This is a genomic window from Micromonospora sp. NBC_01655 (genome assembly GCF_026339755.1).
Classification (GTDB): domain Bacteria; phylum Actinomycetota; class Actinomycetes; order Mycobacteriales; family Micromonosporaceae; genus Micromonospora.
Map to the genome: position 1 here is coordinate 1,944,026 of NZ_JAPEQF010000001.1, position 22,605 is coordinate 1,966,630.

General features: G+C 73.4%; 18 protein-coding genes. 10 read left to right on the forward strand and 8 right to left on the reverse strand.

The genetic code is table 11. The features are described 5' to 3' along the window. Nucleotides 1–66: 66 nt before the first annotated feature. Nucleotides 67–1,647 carry an ATP-dependent DNA ligase gene (locus OOK41_RS09365; protein WP_117670872.1) on the forward strand — a complete coding sequence of 527 codons (1,581 nt, stop codon included), beginning with the start codon at nucleotides 67–69 and terminating at the stop codon, nucleotides 1,645–1,647. A 70-nt stretch (nucleotides 1,648–1,717) separates the two neighbouring features. Here the strand turns inward: OOK41_RS09365 and OOK41_RS09370 are convergent, their stop codons facing one another. From OOK41_RS09370 to OOK41_RS09380, 3 genes are all read right to left on the reverse strand, one after another. Continuing rightward, entirely contained in the window at nucleotides 1,718–2,641 is a 924-nt protein-coding gene (locus tag OOK41_RS09370) for a hypothetical protein (RefSeq protein ID WP_266263998.1), read from the reverse strand. A gap of 119 nt (nucleotides 2,642–2,760) precedes the next feature. Then, the gene (locus tag OOK41_RS09375; protein WP_117670876.1) at nucleotides 2,761–3,582 is read right to left on the reverse strand and encodes an SURF1 family protein; all 822 of its coding nucleotides are present in this window, start codon (nucleotides 3,580–3,582) and stop codon (nucleotides 2,761–2,763) included. A 127-nt stretch (nucleotides 3,583–3,709) separates the two neighbouring features. After that, nucleotides 3,710–5,842, reverse strand: a complete 2,133-nt coding sequence (locus OOK41_RS09380) for a transglycosylase domain-containing protein (RefSeq protein ID WP_117670878.1) — start codon at nucleotides 5,840–5,842, stop codon at nucleotides 3,710–3,712. Nucleotides 5,843–5,975: 133 nt separating this feature from the next. Here OOK41_RS09380 and cobC point away from each other — a divergent pair, with 133 nt between their 5' ends. From cobC to cobA, 3 genes are all read left to right on the forward strand, one after another. Beyond that, the gene (gene cobC, locus OOK41_RS09385) at nucleotides 5,976–7,058 is read left to right on the forward strand and encodes an Rv2231c family pyridoxal phosphate-dependent protein CobC (RefSeq protein WP_266264000.1); all 1,083 of its coding nucleotides are present in this window, start codon (nucleotides 5,976–5,978) and stop codon (nucleotides 7,056–7,058) included. Further along, entirely contained in the window at nucleotides 7,058–8,128 is a 1,071-nt protein-coding gene (gene cobT / locus OOK41_RS09390) for a nicotinate-nucleotide--dimethylbenzimidazole phosphoribosyltransferase (RefSeq protein ID WP_266264001.1), read from the forward strand. The genes cobC and cobT overlap by 1 nt, the downstream gene beginning before the upstream one ends. A 127-nt stretch (nucleotides 8,129–8,255) precedes the next feature. Beyond that, nucleotides 8,256–9,509 carry a uroporphyrinogen-III C-methyltransferase gene (cobA, locus tag OOK41_RS09395; RefSeq protein WP_117670882.1) on the forward strand — a complete coding sequence of 418 codons (1,254 nt, stop codon included), beginning with the start codon at nucleotides 8,256–8,258 and terminating at the stop codon, nucleotides 9,507–9,509. 91 nt (nucleotides 9,510–9,600) lie between these two features. On the opposite strand, the gene otsB is transcribed toward cobA, so the two are convergent. Together otsB and OOK41_RS09405 are read right to left on the reverse strand one after the other, a co-directional pair. Continuing rightward, entirely contained in the window at nucleotides 9,601–12,207 is a 2,607-nt protein-coding gene (gene otsB / locus OOK41_RS09400) for a trehalose-phosphatase (RefSeq protein ID WP_117670884.1), read from the reverse strand. Then, nucleotides 12,204–13,604 (reverse strand): trehalose-6-phosphate synthase, encoded by a 1,401-nt coding sequence (locus OOK41_RS09405; protein WP_117670886.1) that lies wholly within the window; start codon nucleotides 13,602–13,604, stop codon nucleotides 12,204–12,206. Before OOK41_RS09405 ends, otsB begins: the two co-directional genes overlap by 4 nt. 467 nt (nucleotides 13,605–14,071) lie before the next feature. Here OOK41_RS09405 and ettA point away from each other — a divergent pair, with 467 nt between their 5' ends. The 4 genes from ettA to OOK41_RS09425 all read left to right on the forward strand — a co-directional run bounded on the left by ettA (nucleotide 14,072) and on the right by OOK41_RS09425 (nucleotide 17,664). Further along, nucleotides 14,072–15,748, forward strand: a complete 1,677-nt coding sequence (ettA, locus tag OOK41_RS09410) for an energy-dependent translational throttle protein EttA (RefSeq protein WP_117670888.1) — start codon at nucleotides 14,072–14,074, stop codon at nucleotides 15,746–15,748. Further along, entirely contained in the window at nucleotides 15,741–16,199 is a 459-nt protein-coding gene (locus tag OOK41_RS09415; protein WP_117670890.1) for a thioesterase family protein, read from the forward strand. The genes ettA and OOK41_RS09415 overlap by 8 nt, the downstream gene beginning before the upstream one ends. Continuing rightward, a complete protein-coding gene (locus OOK41_RS09420) occupies nucleotides 16,196–16,948 on the forward strand; it encodes a hypothetical protein (RefSeq protein ID WP_266264005.1) in 753 nt (250 codons plus the stop codon). Before OOK41_RS09415 ends, OOK41_RS09420 begins: the two co-directional genes overlap by 4 nt. A gap of 131 nt (nucleotides 16,949–17,079) precedes the next feature. Beyond that, nucleotides 17,080–17,664: a YbjN domain-containing protein gene (locus OOK41_RS09425; protein WP_117670894.1), complete on the forward strand. Its 585-nt coding sequence runs from the start codon at nucleotides 17,080–17,082 to the stop codon at nucleotides 17,662–17,664. A gap of 136 nt (nucleotides 17,665–17,800) precedes the next feature. On the opposite strand, the gene OOK41_RS09430 is transcribed toward OOK41_RS09425, so the two are convergent. From OOK41_RS09430 to OOK41_RS09440, 3 genes are all read right to left on the reverse strand, one after another. Further along, entirely contained in the window at nucleotides 17,801–18,223 is a 423-nt protein-coding gene (locus tag OOK41_RS09430) for a globin (protein ID WP_117670896.1), read from the reverse strand. A gap of 85 nt (nucleotides 18,224–18,308) precedes the next feature. After that, nucleotides 18,309–19,679 carry an MFS transporter gene (locus OOK41_RS09435; RefSeq protein WP_117670899.1) on the reverse strand — a complete coding sequence of 457 codons (1,371 nt, stop codon included), beginning with the start codon at nucleotides 19,677–19,679 and terminating at the stop codon, nucleotides 18,309–18,311. A gap of 254 nt (nucleotides 19,680–19,933) precedes the next feature. Next, nucleotides 19,934–21,019: a mechanosensitive ion channel family protein gene (locus OOK41_RS09440; protein ID WP_266264009.1), complete on the reverse strand. Its 1,086-nt coding sequence runs from the start codon at nucleotides 21,017–21,019 to the stop codon at nucleotides 19,934–19,936. 324 nt (nucleotides 21,020–21,343) lie between these two features. Here OOK41_RS09440 and OOK41_RS09445 point away from each other — a divergent pair, with 324 nt between their 5' ends. Then, nucleotides 21,344–21,649, forward strand: a complete 306-nt coding sequence (locus tag OOK41_RS09445) for a hypothetical protein (RefSeq protein ID WP_266264010.1) — start codon at nucleotides 21,344–21,346, stop codon at nucleotides 21,647–21,649. Nucleotides 21,650–22,009: 360 nt separating this feature from the next. Further along, nucleotides 22,010–22,312, forward strand: coding sequence for a DUF6342 family protein (locus OOK41_RS09450; RefSeq protein WP_266264011.1), 303 nt, complete (start codon nucleotides 22,010–22,012; stop codon nucleotides 22,310–22,312). Nucleotides 22,313–22,605: the final 293 nt, after the last annotated feature.

A 22,605-nucleotide genomic window follows, 5' to 3' on the forward strand; every position in this document is an offset into this window, starting at 1 on the left:
GCGGCAACTTCCGGGCGTCCGCCGCGTATCCCCAGCGGTGTCGGGGGTGGCTGGCAGGATGGGAGCGTGCGGTTCCTGGACCTGGCGGCCACCTCCGCCGCCGTGGGCGCCACCAGCGGCCGGCGGGCCAAGGTGGAGCTGCTCGCCGCCGCCCTGAAGTCGCTCGACCCGGCCGAGGTGCCGGCGGGGGCCGGCTGGCTCGCCGGCGAGTTGCGGCAACGCCAGACCGGAGTGGGCTGGGCCGGCCTGCGTGACCTGCCGCCGCCGGCCGCCGAACCGACCCTGACCGTCGCCGCGGTCGACGCCGCGATCGACGAGATCGCGGCGGTGCGCGGCCCCGGCTCCCAGGCCCGGCGCCGGGCGCTGCTCGATGCCCTCTTCGCCGGGGCCACCGCCGACGAGCAGCGCATGCTGCGCGGGCTGTTCAGCGGCGAGCTGCGCCAGGGCGCCCAGGCGGGGCTGCTCGCCGACGCGGTCGCCCGGGCCGCCGACGTGCCGCTGGGCGCCGTCCGCCGGGCCCTGCTGCTCGCCGGCGACCTGCGCGCGGTCGCGGTGGCCGCCCTGCGCGGCGGCGCCGTCGCGCTGGCCGACTTCGGGCTCCAGGTAGGCCGGCCGCTCGCCCCGATGCTGGCCCAGAGCGCCCCCTCGGTCGACGAGGCGCTGGCCGCGACCGGCGTCCCCGCCGTGGTCGACGTGAAGCTCGACGGCATCCGCATCCAGGTGCACCGCGCGGGCTCCGACATCGCGGTCTTCACCCGCAGCCTGGACGAGATCACCGCCCGGGTGCCCGAGGTGGTCGCCGCCGTCCGGGCGCTGCCCGCCCGGGAGTTGGTGCTCGACGGCGAGGCGATCGGGTTGGACGCCACCGGCCGGCCGCTGCCGTTCCAGCAGACGGCCAGCCGGGCCGCCCGGCGCACCACGCCGAGCACCGCCGGCCCCGCCCCGGTCGCCCCGGCGGTCCTCGCCGCCGCCGGGACCACCGGCGAGGCCGTGCTGACGCCGTACTTCTTCGACCTGCTGCACCTCGACGGGGAGGACCTGGTCGACCGGCCGGGCCGGGAGCGGTGGGCGGCGCTGGCCGGGGCCGTCGACCCGAGGCTGCTGGTCGGCCGGTTGGAGGTCGACGGGCCGGAGCCGGCCGGGGCGGCCTTCGCCGCGGCCCTGGACGCCGGCCAGGAGGGGGTGGTGGTCAAGTCCCTCGACGCCCCCTACGACGCCGGGCGGCGCGGCGCGGCCTGGGTGAAGGTGAAACCCCGGCACACCCTCGACCTGGTGGTGCTCGCGGTGGAGTGGGGCAGCGGCCGGCGCAGCGGGTGGCTGTCGAACCTGCACCTCGGCGCGCGGGCCTCGGGCAGCGGCGAGTTCGTCATGCTCGGCAAGACGTTCAAGGGGCTCACCGACGAGTTGCTGCGCTGGCAGACCGAGCGGTTCCTCGCCCTCGCCGTGGAGCGGGGCGACTGGGTGGTCCGGGTCCGGCCCGAGCAGGTCGTGGAGATCGCCTTCGACGGCGTCCAGACCAGCTCCCGCTACCCGGGCGGGCTGGCGCTGCGCTTCGCCCGCGTGGTCCGTTACCGCAGCGACAAGACCGCCGCCGAGGCAGACACGATCGACGCGGTCCGGGCCATCCACGCCGGTCGCCGGTCCTGACCGGCCCCCGGGGCCACCCCGTCGGCGGGCGCGTCCCGTGACGGAGGGCCCCGGGCCGGCGGCGTCGGGGTCAGCGCATCGACAGCGACCGGGCGTAGTTGACCTGGTTGTTGACGTGCATGACCTGCCCCTGGTCGGTGACGGGGATGCGGGCCACGTACTGCCGGGGCCCGCTGGTGACCGTGACCTGCACGGTGCCGTGGTGCCGGGTCTCCTTGATCAACAGGAAGAGCAGGCTGAAGATGGTGAGGCAGAAGAACCCGAGGATGGCGCAGACGATCGCCCAGGGGGCGATCTTCTCCTCCTTCTGCCAGTAGTCGGCGACGTGCCACTGCGCCCCGGCCAGGGGCAGCACGCCGGCCGGCGTACGGATCTCCGGCGGCGTCACCATGATCTCGCCGATCTGCACCGCCACGGCGGACGGCGCCCCGTACTGCGGGCCGCCGCCCGGGGCCATGGTCGGCGGCGCCATCACGGGCGGGTGCGGCCCGGGCCGACCGGCGGCCGGCGGTAGGGAGTACTGAACCGGCGGTGCCGAGTACGGGTCCGGCGGTGCGGAGTACTGGGCCGGCGGCGCGGAGTACGGGGCGGGCGGTGCCGAGTAGTGAACCGGCGGCGCGGAGTACGGGGCGGGCGGTGCCGAGTACTGGTCCGGCGGTGCCGAGTACTGGTCCGGCGGTGCCGAGTACTGGTCCGGCGGTGCCGAGTACTGGGCGGCTGCCGGGGCTGCCGGGAACTGGTCGGCAGGTGGGGCGGGGAACGGCCGCGTGGCGGGCAGTGCGGCGGGCAGTGCGACGGGCGGGGGAGCGGCGAACGGGTTGGCCGTGGCCGGGAATCCGGCCGGCGGGGTCGAGTACGTCGTCGACCGGGGCGTGACCGCCCAGGGATCGGTCGACGGGTGCGTCGTCGTCACCGGCTCCGACGGATGCGCCAGGGGCGGCGGCTCCGGGTGCGGCGGCTCCGGGTGCGGCGGTGGCGTGGGATCAGGGGTCACCGTGACCCCCCACGGAAGTTGATCACCTGCGGACACTACAACGTTCCGCCGTGTCGCGGGCCCGCCGATCGTCCGGCGGCTGGCCGGAGTTCCCCTCCGAATCGTCGAGCCCGCAGGTGTCAGGCCGGGGTGGTCGGGATGGGCTCGGCGGCCCGGTCGACCGGCTTGCGCGGCTCGTCCAGCCCGGCCATCCGGCGGGCCTCCCGCCGGGCCACCCAGCCGTAGCCGAAGAGCGTCATGGCGGCGAACAGCCACCACTGCACCACGTACCCGAAGTTCTGCCAGTTGTTGGTGTGCCCGATCGGCACCGCCTGGAACAGCGGGTCGGCGGCCGGCGTCTGCTCGTCCAGCAGGACGTATGCGCCGTGCACCGGGTACGGCAGTTCGCCGGCCAGCCGGGGGACGGCGATCCGACGGGTCTCCAGCCGGCCCGCGCGCCGGTCGACGGCCCCGCCGCCGCTCTCGGTCGGGTGCACCCGACCCACCACGGTCACCTCGCCCTGCGGCACCGGCGGAAGCTGCGGCTGGGCCATCGCGCCGCCGGGCGCCGGCGGCACCCAGCCCTGGTCGACGAGTACGGCCGTGCCGTCGGCGAGGACCAGCGGGGTGACCACCTCGAAGCCGACCCGGTTGTCGACCGTCCGGCCGCGCACCAGGACGACGTTCGCCGGGTCGTACCGCCCGGTCGCGGTGACCCGGGTCCAGGTGGCCTCGTCGGCGGGGGCCGGGCCGGCGGTGCCGGCGCCCCCGCTCGGCGCGGGCACGGCGTCCCGCAGCGGCACCGGGGCCATCCGCTCCCCGGCGTCGATCCGCTCGTTGATCGCCGTCCGGCCCCGGTAGCGGTCCAGCTGCCAGTTGCCGAGCAGCACCATCACGGCCGCAGCGACCAGGGTCAGTGCGAGGATGCCCAGCCAGCGTGGCGTCAGGAGGAACCGGTACACGCGTCGAGGCTACCCGTATGACGGCCACCACTGGCCGCGGCGGGCCACCACGGCCCCGCAGCCGCCGGCCGGGCCGGGCGTAGGCGGGCTACAAGGAGCACCGGGCGGTGCTCGGGTGGGTGGTGGGTCAGCCGACTATTGCGTCGGAGGGTGGGGTGAACTGGCGGGTGGGTTGGCCCTTGAGGGCGTCGTGGAGGGTCTGGGCGACCGCGTTGACCGGGATCTGGGACTGGCCGTCGCCCACCGCGTTGAACGGATTGTCCGGGTCGGCGATGAAGCTCGCCGCCGCCAGCTCCGGGGTGTACCCGACGAACCAGGCCGACCGGGTGCTGTCCGTGGTGCCCGTCTTGCCGGCCACCGGCCGTCCCACGGTGCCCCGCACGCTGTCCGCCGTCGACCAGCCCCCGCAGCCACCCTTCGCCGGGGTGTCCCCGGTGGGGCAGCGGGCGGCGTCGGTGGCGGCCCGGGCGGCGTCCGCGCTGACCACCTGTCGGCAGCGCGGCTTGGCGATCTCCCGCTCGATCCCGCCGGCCGTGGTGTACGTCGCCGGATTGCCGTCCCGGTTGCTGATCGACTGGACCGGCATCGCCTCGCAGTACCGCCCGTCGGCGGCGATCGCGGCGTAGGCGTTCGCCATCTCCAGCGGGGTGGCGTCGGAGACGCCGAGGGTGAACGCGCCCCACTTCTTCGCCTTGCCGGGTGACGCCTGCTCCCGGTCGACGTCGGTGCGCCAGCGCAGCCCGAGCTGCTCGGCGAGCCGGACCGCGGCGTCCGCCCCGACCTTCTCCTCCAGTTGCACGAAGTAGGTGTTCACCGACTTGCCGAAGCCGGACCACATGGTCTGCCGGCCGGTCATCGCGGCGCTCGCGTTGGACGGGGCCCAGCCGTCGTAGATCGCCGACTGGTACTTGTACGGCGAGTCGTACGCGGTGGACAGCGGCATGCCCGCGTTGAGCGCGGCCAGCATCGGGAACATCTTGAACGTCGACCCGGCCTGGTACCCGGGCAGATCGCCGCCGCCGAGCAGCGGCGCGACCGTGTTCGGGTAGTTCGCCTTCACCTTCGGGCCGGCCTCCGGGTTCGAGCTGAGCCCGTTCTCGCTGACGTCCAGCGAGTAGTTCCGGTTCACCGCCATCGCCTTCACCCGCCCGGTCCCCGGTTCGGCGAGCACGATGCCGTTGGCGAACGGGCTGCCGGTGCTGTCCTTGGCCCCGACGTTGTTCTCGGCCGCCTCCTGCATCTTCGGGTCGATGCTGAGCACGATCCGGTAGCCGCCCCGGCGCAGCTTGTCCATCCGTTCCAGCCGGTTCTCGCCGAACGCCGGCTGCGCGCTCCACCAGTTCTTGAGGTAGTCGCAGGCGAAGCCCCAGCTGTTGTACTTCTCCGGCAGCGAGGCGCAGTCGTTCGGCGGGTTGGTCAGCCGTAGCTGGATCGGCTCGGCCTTCGCCGCCGTGGCGTCGTCCGGCGAGAGGTAGCCGAGCTGGGCCATCCGGTCGAGCACGTAGTTGCGTCGCCCGGTGGCGTCCTTCTGGTCGGAGGTGACCGGGTCGTACTCCGACGGGGACTTGACCAGGCCGGCGAGGGTGGCCGACTCGGCCGGGGTGAGGGTGGCCGGCGTCTTGGAGAAGAAGATCTGCGCGGCGGCGTAGATGCCGTACGCCCGGTGGCCGAAGTACGCGGAGTTCAGGTAGCGCTCCAGGATCTGCTCCTTGCTCAGCTCCTTCTCCACGTCCAGGGCCATCCGCATCTCCTTGACCTTGCGCAGGCTGGTCTGCTGGGTGGCCTCCTGGACCTCCTTCGGGGTCCGGGCGCTGTCGCGCAGGGCCATCCGGACGAACTGCATGGTCAGGGTCGACGCGCCCTGGGACACCCCGCCGGAGCGGGAGTTGGCCACGAAGGCCCGGGCGACGCCCTTCGGGTCGACGCCGTGGTGTTGGTAGAAGCGGCTGTCCTCGGCGGCCACGATGGCCTGCTGGATGTTCGGGGACATGTCCGACAGCTTCGTGTAGCGCCGGTACTCCTCGTAGAACATCGTCAGCACGGTCTTGCCGTCGGGCGCGTACAGGTAGGAGGTCTCGGCGGGCAGCGCGGTGCGCAGGATGTTCGTCTTCTGCTCCACGGCGTGCGCGGTGGCCTTGGCGCCGAGCCCGGTGAAGGCGGCCAGCGGGTAGAGGGCTCCGGCGAGCACGATGCCCGCGATCAGCCCGGCACGTAGGAGAGGGACGAGACGACCAGCGCCAGCAAGGGGTCGGTTGCTCACAGGGTCAAGCTATGACATTTCCGATTCGGAAATGAGAAGAATTCATAAACGGGAAGGTGGGTCGGCGGGTGGTGACGCGGCCCACCCCGGGATGCGCTGTCCCGCACGGCGGCTTCCCGGCAGGATCGCGGACATGCGTGCTCAGCCGGCATCGACGACCCCCACCCGGGATGAGCCGGACCTCGGCCACCACGGGGACGCCGAGGTCGGCGACGGCCTGGTCGACCTCGCGGTCAACGTGCGGCGGGCCCCGATGCCGGACTGGCTGGCCGACCCGATCACCGCGGCGCTGGGCGACCTGGCCGCGTACCCGGACCCCCGGCCGGCACGCGCGGCCGTCGCCGGCCGGCACGGGCGTCCCCCGGAGGAGGTACTGCTCACCGCCGGGGCGGCCGAGGGGTTCGTGCTGCTCGCCCGGGCGCTGACCGGGATGCGCCGGCCGGTGGTCGTGCACCCGCAGTTCACCGAGCCGGAGGCCGCGCTGCGGGCCGCCAGGCACGAGGTCGAGCGGGTGCTGCTCGACCCGGCGGAGGACTTCCGGCTCGACCCCGCCCGGGTGCCGGACGACGCCGACCTCGTCATGATCGGCAACCCGACCAACCCCACCTCGGTGCTGCATCCGGCCGCCGATCTCGCCGCGCTGGCCCGCCCCGGCCGCGTCCTCGTCGTCGACGAGGCGTTCGCCGACACCACCGCCGCGCCCGGCGTACCGGGTGAACCGGCGTCCCTGGCCGCCCGCCGGGACCTGCCCGGCCTGGTCGTGGTGCGCAGCCTGACCAAGACCTGGGGGCTGGCCGGGCTGCGGATCGGCTACCTGCTCGGCGACGCCGGGCTGCTGGCCCGGCTGGCCGCGGCCCAGCCGCTCTGGGCGGTCTCCACCCCGGCGCTCGCCGCCGCCACCGCCTGCGCCTCCCCGGCCGCCGTCGCGGCCGAGCGCGCGATCGCCGCCGCGCTGGCGGCCGACCGCGACCACCTGTCCGCCCGCCTGTCGGCCCTGCCGGGGGTACGCGTCGCGGGCCGCCCGGCCAGCGCGTTCGTGCTGGTCCACCTGCCCGGCGCGGCCGAGGTACGGCAGCGCCTGCGCCAGTGCGGCTGGGCGGTACGCCGGGGCGACACCTTCCCCGGCCTCGGCCCCGACTGGCTGCGGGTGGCTGTACGCGACCGGGCCACCACCGACGCGTTCACCCAGATACTGGCGGAGATCCTGGAGGCATGATGCTCGAGTCCACGGCCGCGGCGATCCGGCCGCTCGACGAGCCGGCGATGGTGGCCGCCGGGGAGCTGCACGGCCGGCTCACCAAGCCGGCCGGCTCGCTGGGCGCCCTGGAGGAACTCTCCGTCCGGCTCGCCGGGCTGGCCGCCGCCTGCCCCCCGCCGCTGCCCGAGCCGGCCGCCGTGGCGATCTTCGCCGGCGACCACGGCGTGCACGCCCAGGGGGTGACCCCCTGGCCGCAGGAGGTCACCGCGCAGATGGTCGGCAACTTCCTGGCCGGCGGGGCGGTGGTCAACGCGTTCGCCCGGCAGGTCGGCGCCTCGGTCACCGTGGTCGACGTCGGCCTCGCCACCCCGCTGCCGCCCGCCCCGCCCGTCCCGGCGGGTGGTCCCCGGCTGGTGGCGGCGAACGTACGCCCCGGCACCCGTGACCTCGCCGTCACCGCCGCCCTCACCCGGGACGAGGCCCGCGCCGCCGTGGAGACCGGCATCCGGGTCGCCCGGGAGTTGATCGACGCCGGGGCGGGCATCCTGCTCACCGGGGACATGGGCATCGGCAACACCACCCCGGCCGCCGTGCTGGTCGCCGCGTTCACCGGCATCGCCCCGGCCGAGGCGACCGGTCGGGGCACCGGGGTGGACGACCCGACGTACGCCCGCAAGGTCGACGTGGTCCGGGCGGCACTGGCCCGGCACGCCCCCGACCCGGCCGACCCGCTCGGCGTGCTCGCCGCCGTCGGCGGCCTGGAGCACGCCGCCCTGGCCGGGCTGATCCTGGGCGCCGCCGCCCGCCGGGTGCCGGCGCTGCTCGACGGGGTGATCGCGGTCAGCGCGGCGCTCGCCGCCGCCGCGTTCGCCCCGGAGGCGGTGGGCGCGATGGTCGCCGGGCACCGCTCGGCCGAGCCGGGCGCGTCGGCCGCGCTGCGCCACCTCGGCCTCGACCCGCTGATCGACCTCGGGCTGCGCCTCGGCGAGGGCACCGGCGCGCTGCTCGCCCTGCCGGTGGTCACCGGCGCGGTCCGGGTGCTGCACGAGGTGGCCACCTTCGACTCGGCCGGGGTGGCCGAGAAGTGAGCGGGCGAGCGATCCGGTTCCGTGCCACCGCGGGGCGGGGCGAGCGGACCGTCCGGCCCGGCGGCGCGGCGTCCGTCGCGGTGGCACGCAGCGGGCGGACGATCCGGCCCGGTGCGGGGGCGGCGGCGTGAGCGCCAACCCGTACCCCCTCGGCCTTCGGCTGGCCGGCCGGCGGGTGGTCGTGGTGGGCGGGGGCGCGGTGGCCACCCGGCGGGTGCCGGCGCTGCTCGACGCGGGCGCGGACGTCCTGGTGGTCTCGCCGGAGCTGACCCCGGCCCTGCGCGCCCACGTCGACGCCGGCCGGCTGCGCTGGGAGCCGCGCCGCTTCGCCCCGAGCGATCTGGACGGCGCCTGGCTGGTCCAGGCCGCCGTTGACGACCCGGCCGCCGCGGCGGCGGTCAGCGCCGCCGCCGACGAGCGCCGGATCTTCTGCGTCCGCGCCGACGACCGGGCCGCCGCCACCGCCTGGACCCCGGCAGTCACCCGGCACGGCGCGGTCACCGTCGCCGTCCTCGGCGGCGGCGATCCCCGCCGGGCCATGTCGGTCCGCGACGCCGTCCGCGCCCTGTTGAGTGCCGGCCAGGGGCCCCGGGCGGCGACCCCGGGGGCCGCTGTCGACACCTCGCGGCGGAGCGGGCCGGGGCGCGAGCCCGCCGCCGGCCGGGTGGCGCTGGTCGGGGCCGGGCCGGGCGACCCGGAGCTGATCACCGTGCAGGGGTGGCGGCTGCTCACCGAGGCCGACGTGGTGGTCGCCGACCGGCTGGTGCCCGGGCTGCTCCTGGACGAGCTGCGCCCCGACGTCGAGCTGGTGGACGCCTCGAAGATCCCGTACGGGCCGTCCCGGGCCCAGGAGGAGATCAACCGGATCCTCGTCGACCGGGCGCTGGCCGGCGCGTTCGTGGTCCGACTCAAGGGCGGCGACCCGTACGTCTTCGGCCGGGGCGGCGAGGAGCTGCTGGCCTGCGCGGCGGCCGGGGTGCCGGTGACCGTGGTCCCCGGGGTGACCAGCTCGATCGCCGCCCCGGCGGCGGCCGGCGTCCCGGTCACCCACCGGGCGGTGGCGCACGAGTTCACCGTGGTCTCCGGGCACGTCGCGCCCGACTCGCCGGCCTCCCTGGTGCGCTGGGAGGCCCTCGCCGGGCTGCGCGGCACGCTGGTGATCCTGATGGGGCTGAAGAACCTGGCCGCGATCACCGAGACCCTGATCGCCCACGGCCGCCCCGCCGGGACCCCGGCGGCCGTCGTGCAGGAGGGGACCACCGGTGGCCAGCGCAGCCTCCGGTCGACTCTCGGGGCGGTGGCCGCCGACGTGGTCGCGGCGGGCCTGCGGCCACCGGCCGTGGTGGTCGTCGGCGACGTGGTGGGAGCGCTCGACGGCTGAGCCGGCGGGCGCCGCCGTCCCGGCCCGGCGGGTTCCCGGAACGTGAACGGCGGCCGGAGACGGAGTCTCCGGCCGCCGTTCACGCGTCAGGTCACTGCTTGAGCATGTTGTCCAGCAGCAGGGCGCAGCGGATCAGGCCGAGGTGGCTGTACGCCTGCGGATGGTTGCCCAGCCCGCGCTCGGCCAGCGGGTCGTACTGCTCCGGGAGCAGCCCCGTCGGGCCCGCCGTGTCGACCATCTGGGTGAACAACTCCTCCGCGTCGGTGCGCCGCCCGGTGCGCAGGTACGCCTCGATCAGCCACGCCGTGCAGATGTGGAAGCCGCCCTCGCGCCCCGGCAGGCCGTCGTCCCAGTGGTACCGGTAGACGACCGGTCCGCTGCGCAGGTCCGCCTCGATCCTGAGCACGGTGGACAGGAAGCGCGGGTCGTCGCCCGGGAGCAGCCCGGACAGGCCGATCCACAGCGACGACGCGTCCATGTCCTCGTCGCCGTACGCGACGCTGTACGCCTCGACGTCGGCGTGCCAGCCGTACTCCAGGACGTTGGCGCCGATCCGGTCGCGCAGGTCCACCCACTCCGGCCGGTCCTCGCCGCCGTGCTGCCGCACCACGTGCAGCGCCCGGTCGACGGTCATCCAGCACATCACCTTGGAGAAGATGTGGTGCCGCGGGGGGAGGCGGGCCTCCCAGATGCCGTGGTCGGGCTCGTGCCAGCGGCGGCGGACCGCCTCGACCATGTTCTCCAGCACCCGCCACTCGTCCTCGCGCACCGAGCCCCGGGCATCGGCCACGGCCGCGATCAGGTCGGCGATCGGGCCGAACACGTCGAGCTGGAGCTGGTGGTTGGCGAGGTTGCCGACCCGCACCGGCCGGGAGCCGGCGTACCCGGGCAGGGTGTCGATGACCGCCTCGGCGCCCAGCTCGTACCCGTCGACCGTGTAGAGCGGGTGCAGCCGCTCGGGGTGGCCGCCGGTGCGGTCGATGCAGCCGTCCACCCAGCGCAGCAGCGCCTCGGCCTCCTCGATGGAGCCGAGGTCGACCAGTGCCCGCGCGGTCATCGACGCGTCGCGCAGCCAGCAGTACCGGTAGTCCCAGTTCCGCACGCCGCCCAACTCCTCGGGCAGCGAGGTGGTCGCCGCGGCGAGGATCGAGCCGGTCGCCTCGTGGCAGAGCCCGCGCAGGGTCAGCGCGCTGCGGGCGACCAGGTCCCGGGCGGTGGTGGGCAGCCGCAGCGACGCCACCCAGTCCTTCCACGGCTGCTCGGCGGCGGCCTGCCGCTCGTGGACCGGCAGCCGGTGGTGTTCCAGGCTGTGCGTGCCGAAGCGCAGCTCCAACACCACCTGCCCGCCGGCGGCGGACAGGTCCACGACGGCCTTGGCCGTCTCGTACCCGCCGTCGTTGCTGACCTGCCACTCGACGCCGGGGGAGTAGAGCGCGATCGGCTCGTTGGAGCCGAGCACCAGCAGGCCGTCGCCGACCGGCTGGAGCTGGGTGGCCACCTGGCCGAACTCGGGCCGGGGAGCGAACTCCACCCGGACCCGCCCGGAGCCGGTCAGCACCCGGACCAGGGTCGAGTCGCCGGTGAAGACCACCGGGCCGTCGGGTGTGGTTTCCCGGGCCGGCGTGTCCAGCCAGTCGGTGACGGTGAGGCCCGACCAGCGGGTCTCCACCGTCATCGTGCCGGAGCGGTAACGCTGGCCGAGCGGGATGCCGCCGCGCTCGGGAGCCACACTGAAGTGCCCGGCAGGGCTGCCGCCGACCAGGTCGGCGAAGATCGCCGCCGAGTCCGGCTTGGGGTGGCAGAGCCAGGTGACCTTGGCGTCGGGGGTGAGCAGGGCGACGGTACGCCCGTTGGCGAGCATCGAGTGCCGCTCGATCGGCACGGCCCGCTCGCCGAAGAGCCAGTGCCGCCGGGTCTCCAGCAGCAGGCCGAGCGCGCGGGCGGCCTCGATCGGCTCGGCGACCCGGTAGTCGGCCCGGGTCTCGCCGATGCCGATCTTGATGCCCATGTCCGGGCCGTGCAGGTTGCCGAAGGCGTTCTCGTCGGTGACGTCGTCGCCGATGAACAGCACCGCGCTCGCCGAGAGTTGGGTGCGGAGCTGGTCGACGGCGGTGCCCTTGTGGGTCGCCACCACCGACAGCTCGATCACCTCCTTGCCCTGGGTGACGGTGACGCCGTCCCAGGTGGCCGGGCCGGTGCGGACCGCCTCGACGGCCGCGGCGGCGACCTGCGGGTCGAGCCCGCGGGTGTGCACCGCGACGCTGGCCGGCTTGCGCTCCAGCCGGACGCCCGGATGGGCGTTGGCGATCTCGCGCAGCGCGTCGCGCAGCCGGGTGCGCACGGCGATCAGCTCGGGGGAGAGCCGCTCGACGAAGCCGATGTCGAACTCGGAGCCGTGGCTGCCGACCAGGTGCACCTCGCTGGGCAGCCGGGACAGCGCGGCCAGGTCACGCAGCGCCCGGCCGGAGACCACCGCGACGGTGGTCTGCGGCAGCGCGGCGAGCGCCCGGACGGCGGCGACGGACTCGGGCAGCGGCACGGCCTTGCTCGGGTCCTCCACGATCGGCGCGAGGGTGCCGTCGTAGTCGCAGGCGACGAGGAGCTGGGGAACCCGGGCTATCCGCCCGATGGCCGCCCGAAGCTCGGGATCCAGCACTCCCGCGGCCGGGGCCGCCCCGTCGTGGACGGACGTGTTCACGCAGCCTCCGAATCAGGCACACCAAGCTCGGTGAGGAACGACTTCGCCCAGTGACCCACGTCGTGGGTGCGCAGGTGACGCTGCATGACACGCATGCGTCGGCGGGCCTCGGGCTTCTCCACATGCACGGCCTTGAGCAACGCGTCCTTGACCGCGTCGGGGTCGTGCGGGTTACACAAAAACGCCTGGCGCAGCTCGGTGGCGGCGCCGGCGAACTCACTGAGCACGAGCGCGCCGCCCTGGTCGGCGCGCGATGCCACGTACTCCTTGGCCACCAGATTCATTCCGTCTCGCAGCGGGGTCACCATCATCACGTCGGCGGCAACATACATCGCCGCCAGTTCACTGCGACTGTACGACTGATGCAGGTAATGCACCGCCGGCACGCCGACCCTGCCGAATTCCCCATTAATCCGGCCAACTTCGCGTTCGACCTTGACCCGTAGTGCCTGATAATGCTCCACCCGTTCGCGGCTCGGAGTGGCCACCTGCACCATAACCGCGTCCGGAACTGTCAACTTTCCGTCAGCCAGCAGCTCCCGGAAGGCCTTGAGTCGAAGCTCGATGCCCTTCGTGTAGTCCAGCCGGTCGACGCCCAGGATGATCGTCTTCGGGTTGCCCAGCTCCTCGCGGATCTGCTTGGCCCGGGCCTGGATCGCCGGGTCCTCGGCCAGCCGCTCCATCTCCTTCGTCTCGATGGAGATGGGGAAGGCGCCCGCCTTCACCTGCCGGCCGTCGACCTGGATCATCTGCCCCTCGTAGCGCAGCCCGAGCAGGTGCCGGGCCAGCCGGACGAAGTTCTGCGCGGCCAGCCGCTGCTGGAAGCCGACCAGGTCCGCCCCGAGCAGCCCGCGCAGGATCTCGGTGCGGAACGGCATCTGCATGAACAGCTCGATCGGCGGGAACGGGATGTGCAGGAAGAATCCGATCCGCAGGTCGGGGCGCAGCTCGCGGAGCATCGCCGGCACGAGCTGGAGCTGGTAGTCCTGCACCCAGACCGTCGCGCCCTCGGCCGCGACCTCCGCCGCGGCCTCCGCGAACCGCGCGTTGACCAGCCGGTACGCCTCGCGCCAGCGGCGCTTGTACGCCGGCGTCTCCACCGCGTCGTGGTAGAGCGGCCAGATCGTCGCGTTCGACTGACCCTCGTAGTAGCGTTCCAGCTCGTCCGCGCTCAGCGGCACCGGGTGCAGCCGGATCCCCTCCAGGTCGAACGGCTCGGGGGCGGCACCCGTGCCGCCGGCCCAGCCGACCCACGTGCCCTGGTGTTCCGCGAGGACGGGATGCAGCGCCGTGACCAGGCCACCCGGGCTGCGGCGCCACTGCCGCCCCTCCGGGGTGTTCACCTCGTCGACCGGTAGTCGGTTCGCCACTACGACAAAGGAACTGCGGACGGTCACGTTCGGCCACCTCCGGGTGCTGACGGGGTCCACCGCGATGAGCGTACTGAGCGTAGCTGCGGCCTCTGATGCCCCGTGCCGGAGTTAACCTACCCGTCCCACGCTCGGCGAACCGTGAAGGTGATCACGCCCGGGCGACCTCGGCCGGAGGTGGGCCGTCGGCCACCCCTCGCCGGGCCCGCCCGGCGCTCCCACCGGTCCGTCCCGACCCCTGCCGTCGCCCGGTCGGTGGCTCGCCGGGGCGCGGTCGGGGCGGGGTGATGTGGGCGAAGCCCGGCGTACCTGTCAGGATTGAGGATGGCGTGCGTTGTGGCCGGCTCCCGGCCGGCGGCGGCGAGCGGCCCCGGAGCCCCGGCGGCACACCAAGCCCGAGTGGCGCCGGAGCCCCCCGAGTGGCGCCGGAGCCCGCGCCCGCCAGCCCACACCCGCAAGCTCCCAGATCGCAACCTACGGAGGTAGCCCGCACCGTGGCCCAGTACATCTACGTCCTGGAAAAGGCGCGCAAGGCGCACGGCGACAAGGTCGTGCTCGACAACGTGACGCTGAGCTTCCTGCCGGGTGCCAAGATCGGTGTGGTCGGCCCGAACGGCGCCGGTAAGTCCAGCCTTCTCAAGATCATGGCAGGGCTGGACCGGCCGAGCAACGGCGAGGCCCGGCTGATGCCCGGCTACACCGTCGGCATGCTCGCCCAGGAGCCCCCGCTCAACGACGCCAAGACCGTCCTCGGCAACGTCGAGGAGGCGGTCGCGGAGACCAAGGCCAAGCTGGAGCGGTTCAACAAGATCGCCGAGCAGATGGCGACGGACTACTCCGACGAGCTGATGGAGGAGATGGGCAGGCTCCAGGAGGAGCTGGACCACCTCGACGCCTGGGACATCGACTCCAAGCTCGAACTGGCCATGGACGCGCTGCGCTGCCCGCCGCCGGACGCCGACGTCACCGAGCTCTCCGGTGGCGAGCGCCGCCGGGTCGCGCTCTGCAAGCTGCTGCTGGAGGCGCCCGACCTGCTGCTGCTCGACGAGCCCACCAACCACCTGGACGCGGAGAGCGTCTCCTGGCTGGAGCAGCACCTGGCCAAGTACGCCGGCACCGTCATGGCGATCACCCACGACCGGTACTTCCTGGACAAGGTCGCCGGCTGGATCCTGGAGCTGGACCGCGGCCGGGCCATCGGCTACGAGGGCAACTACTCCACCTACCTGGAGAAGAAGGCCGCCCGGCTGGCCGTCGAGGGGCGCCGCGACGCCAAGATGAAGAAGCGCCTCACCGAGGAGTTGGAGTGGGTCCGCTCCAACGCCAAGGCGCGGCAGACCAAGTCCAAGGCCCGCCTCGACCGGTACGACGAGATGGCCACGGAGGCGGAGAAGACCCGCAAGCTCGACTTCGAGGAGATCCAGATCCCGCCGGGCCCGCGCCTGGGTAGCACGGTGATCGAGGCGCAGAGCCTGAGCAAGGGCTTCGGCGACCGGCTGCTGATCGACAACCTGTCGTTCTCGCTGCCGCGCAACGGCATCGTCGGCATCATCGGCCCGAACGGCGTCGGCAAGACCACCCTGTTCAAGACCATCGTCGGGCTGGAGCAGCCGACCGGCGGCGAGGTCCGGGTCGGCCCCACCGTCTCCCTGTCGTACGTCGACCAGAACCGGCAGGGCCTCGAGGGCGACAAGAGCGTCTGGGAGGTCGTCTCCGACGGCCTGGACTACCTGATGGTGGGCAAGGTCGAGATGCCGTCGCGGGCGTACATCGCGGCGTTCGGGTTCAAGGGGCCGGACCAGCAGAAGCCGACCAAGGTGCTCTCCGGCGGCGAGCGCAACCGGCTCAACCTGGCGCTGACCCTGAAGATCGGCGGCAACGTCATCCTGCTCGACGAGCCGACCAACGACCTGGACGTGGAGACCCTGTCCAGCCTGGAGAACGCGCTGTTGGAGTTCCCCGGCTGCGCCGTGGTCATCTCCCACGACCGGATGTTCCTGGACCGGGTCGCCACGCACATCCTGGCCTGGGAGGGCGACGACCAGAACCCGGCGAAGTGGTTCTGGTTCGAGGGCAACTTCGAGGCGTACGAGAAGAACAAGATCGATCGGCTCGGCGCCGAGGCGGCCCGCCCGCACCGGGTGACCTACCGCAAGCTCACCCGTGACTGACCGCTTCGTCTACCACTGCACGCTGCGCTGGTCCGACCTGGACGCGTACGGGCACGTCAACAACTCGCGCTTTCTCACCCTGTACGAGGAGGCGCGGGTGGCGTTGATGTTCGCCGGTGGCCGGGCGTGGGGGGTGGGCTCCTTCGCCGACGGGGTGGTCATCCGCCGGCACGAGGTCGACTACCTGCGCCCGGTCGACTACGCGCTGGGCCGGGCCACCGCGGCGGCCGCCCCCACCGTGCGGATCGAGCTGTGGATCGAGGAGATCCGGGCATCCCGGTTCACCGTCGGCTACGAGCTGTACGACGCCGACGTGCTGGCCAGCACGGCCCGCTCGGTGCTGGTGCCGTTCGACCTGGTCGCCAAGCGGCCCCGGCGGATCACCGAGGAGGAGCGGGCCTTCCTGCTCGCGTACGCCCCGGGCATCAGCGCGGCCGGAGCCCCGGCGTGAGCGGCACCCCGGCCCGCCCTCAGGGCCCCGACGTGGCCGGTGGCGGGCACGGGCTGGCCGGGGTGGCCGACGCGGGCGCGTTCCTGGCCCGGCTCGTCCGGCTCGACCGGGCCGCGCTGGCCCGGCTGCGTCCCGCCCCGTCGCCGGCCGGCCCGGCCGACCGGACGGCGCTCTGGGCGCGGCTGCCGTGGGGCGTGCTGGCCGTCCGGACGGTGGCCGGGGTGGGCTGCGGGGACGTGACGGTGGCCGCCCGGGACCTGCTGGCCGAACTCACGGCCGGCGGGCACACCCTGCCGGCCCGCCGGGACGCGCAGTGGCGCTGGCCCCTGCCGCCGGCGGCGAGCCGGCCGGTGGAGCTGCTGCCGGCCGGGGAGCTGTGGCGGATCGCCGAGGCGGCGGCGGGGACGCTGCGCGAGGCCGCCGCGCACGGGGTGTCCGGCCGGGCGGTGGGGCAGCGGGTGCTGCGGGACGCGCTGCTCGACCACGTGGCCGTGGTGGTCACCCCGGACGACCCGCCCGGTCCGCCGGTCGAGATCGCCCAGCGGCTGGTTCAGGGTCTGGTCCGGATGGGCTTCCTGGGCCATCCCGGCAGCGCCACCGGGACCGCGGCGCCGGGGACCGCCGGCGGCGACGTTCAGGTGCGGGTGGTCGGCCGATGGGTCGGACTGGTGGGACCATACGGAGCCGTGTGGTTGCAGAAGGTGGCCGATCTTGCCGTCACGCCGCTCGGGGTTCAGCCGAAAGTATGACCCATGGTCGTTCTTCTGGCCCGGGGCTGCCGTTGGGGGGATGCTTCAACCCGGCTGTCCGGGTACCGTCCATCCTCGGATCCAACGCACCGTAGGCGGCTGGATCCGCTGGGGAGTGAGGTGCGCGAGCGATGCCGTGGTGGTCATGGCGCCCCGGTCCCGCCGGTGGCGGCGAACCGGAAACTCGAAGCGGGATCACAGTGGACAGCACCGTCCGGGTCGGACCACCGGCCCCACGTCAACCGGGCGACGACTGCCCGGCCGCCGACCGTGCCGTGATCACCGACATGTCGGCAACCATCGCGCCGGTCACCCTCCGCCGGGTCTGCGACGCGCTCGACCTGCTGGACGTGCGCTACCTGGCCGACGGTGACGGCAACCTGCTGGCCATGTGGGAGCGGCACGCGGTGCTGGTCACCCTGGAGGGCCCGGAGGACGAGATCCTGGTGATGCGGGCCCGTCCACATGCGACGGTGCCGCCCGACTGGGCCGACCGGGCCTACCGGGTGGTCAACGAGTGGAACCACACCCGCCGGTTCTGCAAGGCGTACATCGGCGATCCCACCGAGCGGGGTCAACTGCCGATCTACGCGGAGCTCCAGGTGCCCCTCGGTGCCGGGACGCACGACGCGCTCCTGGTCGAGATGCTCGACTGTGGCGCCGCGGTGGCCACCACCTTCGTGGACTGGCTGCACGACGAGGGCGCGCTGCTCTGACCCGCACGCCCGCCCGGGCTGCCCTCGCGGGACCCGGGCGGGCTGCCGGGTGGCGGGGCGCTGGGCAGGGCGAGGCCGGCGGGGCGCGGACGCCCGGCCCGGGTGGCAGGCCGGGCGGGACCGTGGTCTCGGCCGCTCAGACCGGACCGGCCGCCGGGTCGTCCATCGCGTTCACCATGAAGTAGGCGGCCCGTTCCAGGTAGTCCCACAGCGCGGTGGCGATCTCCGGCGGCAGGTCCAGCCGGTCGACGGCCCGGCGCATGTGGTGCAGCCAGGCGTCCCGTTCGGCCGCGCCGATCCGGAACGGGGCGTGCCGCATCCGCAGCCGGGGATGCCCCCGCTGGGCGGAGTAGGTGTTCGGGCCGCCCCAGTACTGGATCAGGAACAGCGTCAGCCGGTCCGCCGCGGGGCCCAGGTCCTCCTCCGGGTACATCGGTCGCAGCAGCGGGTCGGTGGCCACGCCGGCGTAGAACTCGTCCACCAGCTTGCGGAAGGTGGGTTCGCCGCCGACCGCCTCGAAGAGGGTCACGGCACGCTCGGACTCACCTGCGGGATTCACCGTTCCATCCTGCCAGGTGCGCCCGGGGTCGGCGGAGGCGTACCGGCCGGGGTCGCTGCCGACCTCGTCACACCGGTCCCGCCCGTCAGCCCACCGCGTGGCTGCGCCGGCCGCGCTCGCCCGGCACGTCGCCCAACTGCCCGTCGCTGTCGCCCGTCGGCCGGGGCCGGACCAGGCCGTCGGCGTTCCCGGCGGCCTCGATGGCCGCGTCGATCGTCGTCCGGCTGGGCCAGCGGGCGACGCTGAGCGCCATCAGCAGGACCCCGGCCGCGCTCCACGCGCCCACCACCAACGGGATCGAGAACCGCTCGGCGAGCAGGCCGGTGGCCAGCACGGCGAAGCCCTGGATCACCTGCACCCCGGTGGCCATCACCCCGAACGCGCGGGCCCGGTAGCCGTTGGGCAGCGCCCGGACGAAGAGCCCGTTGGCGACCGGGAGCAGCCCGGCGACCGCGAAGCCGCAGAGGGCGGCCAGCAGGGCCACCAGCAGCGGCGGCGGGTCGAACAGCGCCGGTACCAGGGCCAGCGGCGCGAGCACCGCCAGCGGCCGGATCAGGACCAGTCGGCGGGCCGGGGCGACCGCCCGGCCGACCAGCAGCCCGCCCAGGATGAAGCCGATCGGGTTGGCGGCCATGATGACGGCCTGGGCCGCGCCGGTGTCGAGGCCGCCGCCGACGCCCTCCCGGGCCCAGGCGGCGGCCAGCCCCTCCGGCACGATCGAGAAGAGCATGGAGCTGAACACCAGCAGGGCGATCGCCCGCAGCACCGGGGTGCCGAAGACGATCCGGAAGCCCTCGCCGGTCTCCCGCAGCAGGTGGCTGCGGTGTGCGGCGCTCATCGCCGGCGGCCGGTCCCGGATGCCGAAGCGGACCAGGGCCGCCGAGAGGGCGAAGGTGGCCGCGTTGAGCAGCAGGGCGGCGGTCGGGTTGACCGCCGCGATGGCCGCGCCGATCAGGTAGCCGACCACCTGGGCGGCCTGGCCGGTGCTGCTGTTCAGCGAGAGACCGACCACCAGCCGGTCGCCGGTCAGGATGAGCGGCATCAGCGCGGACCGGGCGGCCTGGCTCGGCGGGTTGGCCAGGGTGGTCGCGAAGAGCAGGCAGAGGATCAGCCACGGCGGGTTGCCCGGGATGGCGACCAGCACCATCAGGGCCATCCGGATCAGGTCGCAGGCCACCATCACCGAGCGGTAGCGGTGCCGCTCCGCCAGCGTGGCCAGCAGCGGGCCACCGATGAGCCAGGGCAGGAAGCTGACCGCGAACGCGGCGGCCGAGTAGGCCACGGACTGGGTCTCGTGGTAGACCAGAACGGTGACCGCGGCCTTCGCGACGAAGTCGCCGATCCAGGAGAGCGCGCTCGCGGCGAAGACCGCCCTGTACTCCCGTTGGGCGAACACCTCACGGAAGGTGGCCGGCCCTTCCTGGGAGGGTCGCTCGTCGGGCACCGTGGCCTCCATCGTTCCCCGGGTGGGCCACTCGTGATGGCTTGCCCGGGAAACCGTCGTCAGATCTACGGATCAGCGAGACGTGATCACGCTCCGGCAGGTGGCGCGTACCGGATTCTGCCCGATCGTCTGAGAGCTGGCTAGGGCGAACGGTTTGATCGTCGCATCTCCGACTGAACGAACGGACGATACCCGAGGGGCCGTGCGGTCCGCGACCCCTGGATTCTCGGTCAGAGGAACCGCAGGTCATCGAGGTTCTTCTTGGTTCAGGTGGCCCCGCCCTGGCCGGTCGTCCCGTCCTCGGTAGTGGCGCGCGGCGGGAAACCCGGGTAGAGGCGGGCGGCGGCGATCTTCGCCGTGATGCCCGAGTTCTCCAGCGCCTCGGCGAGCCGCCGGCGCAGCTCCCGGCCCACCGAGAACTGCCCCTCCGCGGTGGTCTTGACGACGGTTCGGATCACCGCCCCGTCCACCGTCATCTGCTCGACACCCAGCACGTCGGGCGGCTCCACGATCTCCGGGGCCAGGTCCGGGTCCATCGCCACCGAGGCCGCGGCGGTCCGCAGCACCGCCGTCGCCTCCTCGGTGCCGGCGAACCCGATCGGCAGGTCGACCACCACCAGCGCCCAGCCCTGGCTCTTGTTGCCCACCCGGATGATCTCGCCGTTGCGGATGTACCAGAGCACGCCCCGGCTGTCCCGGACCGTGGTGACCCGCAGCCCCACCGACTCCACCACGCCGGTCGCCTCGCCCAGGTCGACCGTGTCGCCGACGCCGTACTGGTCCTCCACCAGCATGAACACGCCGGCGATCAGATCCTTGACCAGGCTCTGCGCGCCGAAGCCGAGCGCCACGCCGGCGATGCCCGCGCTGGCCAGCAGCGGCGCCAGGTCGAAGCTGAACTCGCGCAGGATCATCAGCAGCGCTATGCCGAAGACGAACGCGGTGACCATGCTGCGCAGCACCGACCCGATCGCCTCGGCCCGCTGCCGGCGCCGCTCGGGGACGAACTCGCCGGGCTCGTGCGCGGCGGTCGGCACCCGCTCCCGCAGCGGGCGCAGCATGGTCGGCACCCCGTCGGCGGTGGTGCGGACCAGCCGCTTGATCATCCGGTGCAGCGCCCAGCGGGCGACGAACGCCAGCACGAGGATCACCAGCACCCGCATGGGCTTCAGCAGGATCCAGTAGCTGCCCTCGGCGAACCACGACGACCCGGTCGTCTCCAACACCCACTCGCAGGAGGTGCTGCCCTGGCAGTCGGCGCTCGGGGTGGCGTTCGGGGAAGGGCTCGGGGCCACCACGGACGCGGCGGCGAGCATCAGGCTGGCGGCACTCACCCTGTCTTCGTACCCCACGGCCGCCGAACGGCCCGCGGCGGACCCACCATCCGGTACGCGGCCCCGGCGGACCAGCCGTGCTTGGCGAGCGCGTCCAGTTGCGGGGTACCGGGGCCGGGAGGCAACAATTTACGGCTGTCGAGCAAACGCTTCGCTTGCCGATCGCAGACATGCGAATCGATACCGAAAGCTTGTCAGTTGGTGCAGCAGCAAATGTCATCGAGCGATGTATACGAGATCAGCCGTAACGCATTGGCCACCTGCGGGGGCCGAGCTGGCAGCACATCCGCTCGCTCATAGCCGACGAGCGGATGCCCGTGTGCCGTCTGGCACCATGGTCCCGTGCGGCAATATTCGGTCGGGCCGCCGACCTCCATGCTGGCGGGCGCCGACGTGGCGCTCATAGGCCTGTTCTCCGGGAGGGATAGCGAGTTCGGCGCGAAGCTCGACGTGCTGGCGGCTTCCGTGGAGGCCCATGGCGGGCGGGTGGTGAGCCGGCACGGGCGCGAAGTCGCGCAAGCGTGCCGGGCGGCAGGGGTCGGTGTTGCGGTGTTCGTAAATCCGCTCACAGAACGCCAACGGGCTGTCCTCGGCGACATGTTCGGGTGCTTGGTGGTCGGCGGCGACCTCTTCACCCCCAGTCGGTGAGCGCCTGCACATGCCGCGAGCCGTGCGGTTGTCGCGATCATGTGCCGGCCGGCGTCGATCGCCACCAGGAGCACGCGCAGCTCGGCGCCAGCCTCGACCGGATGCGCGGCAGTGGACGCACGGGTTTGCCGGGGTCGGGCCGGCTGGGCCTGGCCGAGGCGGGGTCGCCGAGTTGTCGACCGGTGGCCCGCCACCTAACCTGAGCCCCTGATCGGGTCCTGGACTACATCACCTTTACCGGGCGATAGCCAAACTATTAATCGGCTCGGCAATATAGCCGACACTCACGGCCGACTATATGCGCCATAGGCTTGCCCCCTGACGCGGGAAATTCTCGCGAATCATGGAAGGGAGATCCCGATGCCGGATGTGGACTTGGGCCTGGCCACGGACTGGGACGAGGGTGACACCCATGGGCGAATCAAGCTGCGGCAGAATCAGTGCTACCCGAACTCACCCAAGCGGGACGTGCTGATCAGCTCCCCGGTCAGCATCGAACTGTCGGTGAACACGAACCACAGCACCAGCCAGGAGGCCGACAAGATCTTCTTCACTACCTACCACGGAAGCCAGAAGAAGATCATAGCCATCCTGGATTCCGACGGCAATCTGCAGATCGCCGGCCGCGTCGTGGAAATGCAGACGAATCTCCAGTACCGATAGCCACGCAAACGTGACACCACGGGAGCGCCCGCGCCGGCGGGTGCTCCCGTGCCGTGCCGGGCGGGTCTGTCGAGTTGCTGGAGTTCTTGAACCGCGGGCTGCCATGCGAACTGCACCGAAGCCTCCCGGTCGATCCATAGCTCGTCACCGGGGCTTGGGCGGGCGAGGTTGCGGCCTGGCCCACGTGCGGCGGCTGGCGCGGCTGTGCCCGCCATGACGACGAAGGGGCGGGAGGACCCATGGCCAGCGCTTCGAGAGGGCTTCCGCTTCGCGTCAGGCACTCTAGTCTGACC

Bases quoted from the DNA above. Each gene is read 5' to 3' on its own strand.
- cobC (WP_266264000.1), top strand. From the start codon at position 5,976: ATGCGTGCTCAGCCGGCATCGACGACCCCCACCCGGGATGAGCCGGAC.
- cobT (WP_266264001.1), top strand. From the start codon at position 7,058: ATGCTCGAGTCCACGGCCGCGGCGATCCGGCCGCTCGACGAGCCGGCG.
- OOK41_RS09425 (WP_117670894.1), top strand. From the start codon at position 17,080: ATGCCGTGGTGGTCATGGCGCCCCGGTCCCGCCGGTGGCGGCGAACCG.
- OOK41_RS09435 (WP_117670899.1), bottom strand. From the start codon at position 19,679: ATGGAGGCCACGGTGCCCGACGAGCGACCCTCCCAGGAAGGGCCGGCC.
- OOK41_RS09450 (WP_266264011.1), top strand. From the start codon at position 22,010: ATGCCGGATGTGGACTTGGGCCTGGCCACGGACTGGGACGAGGGTGAC.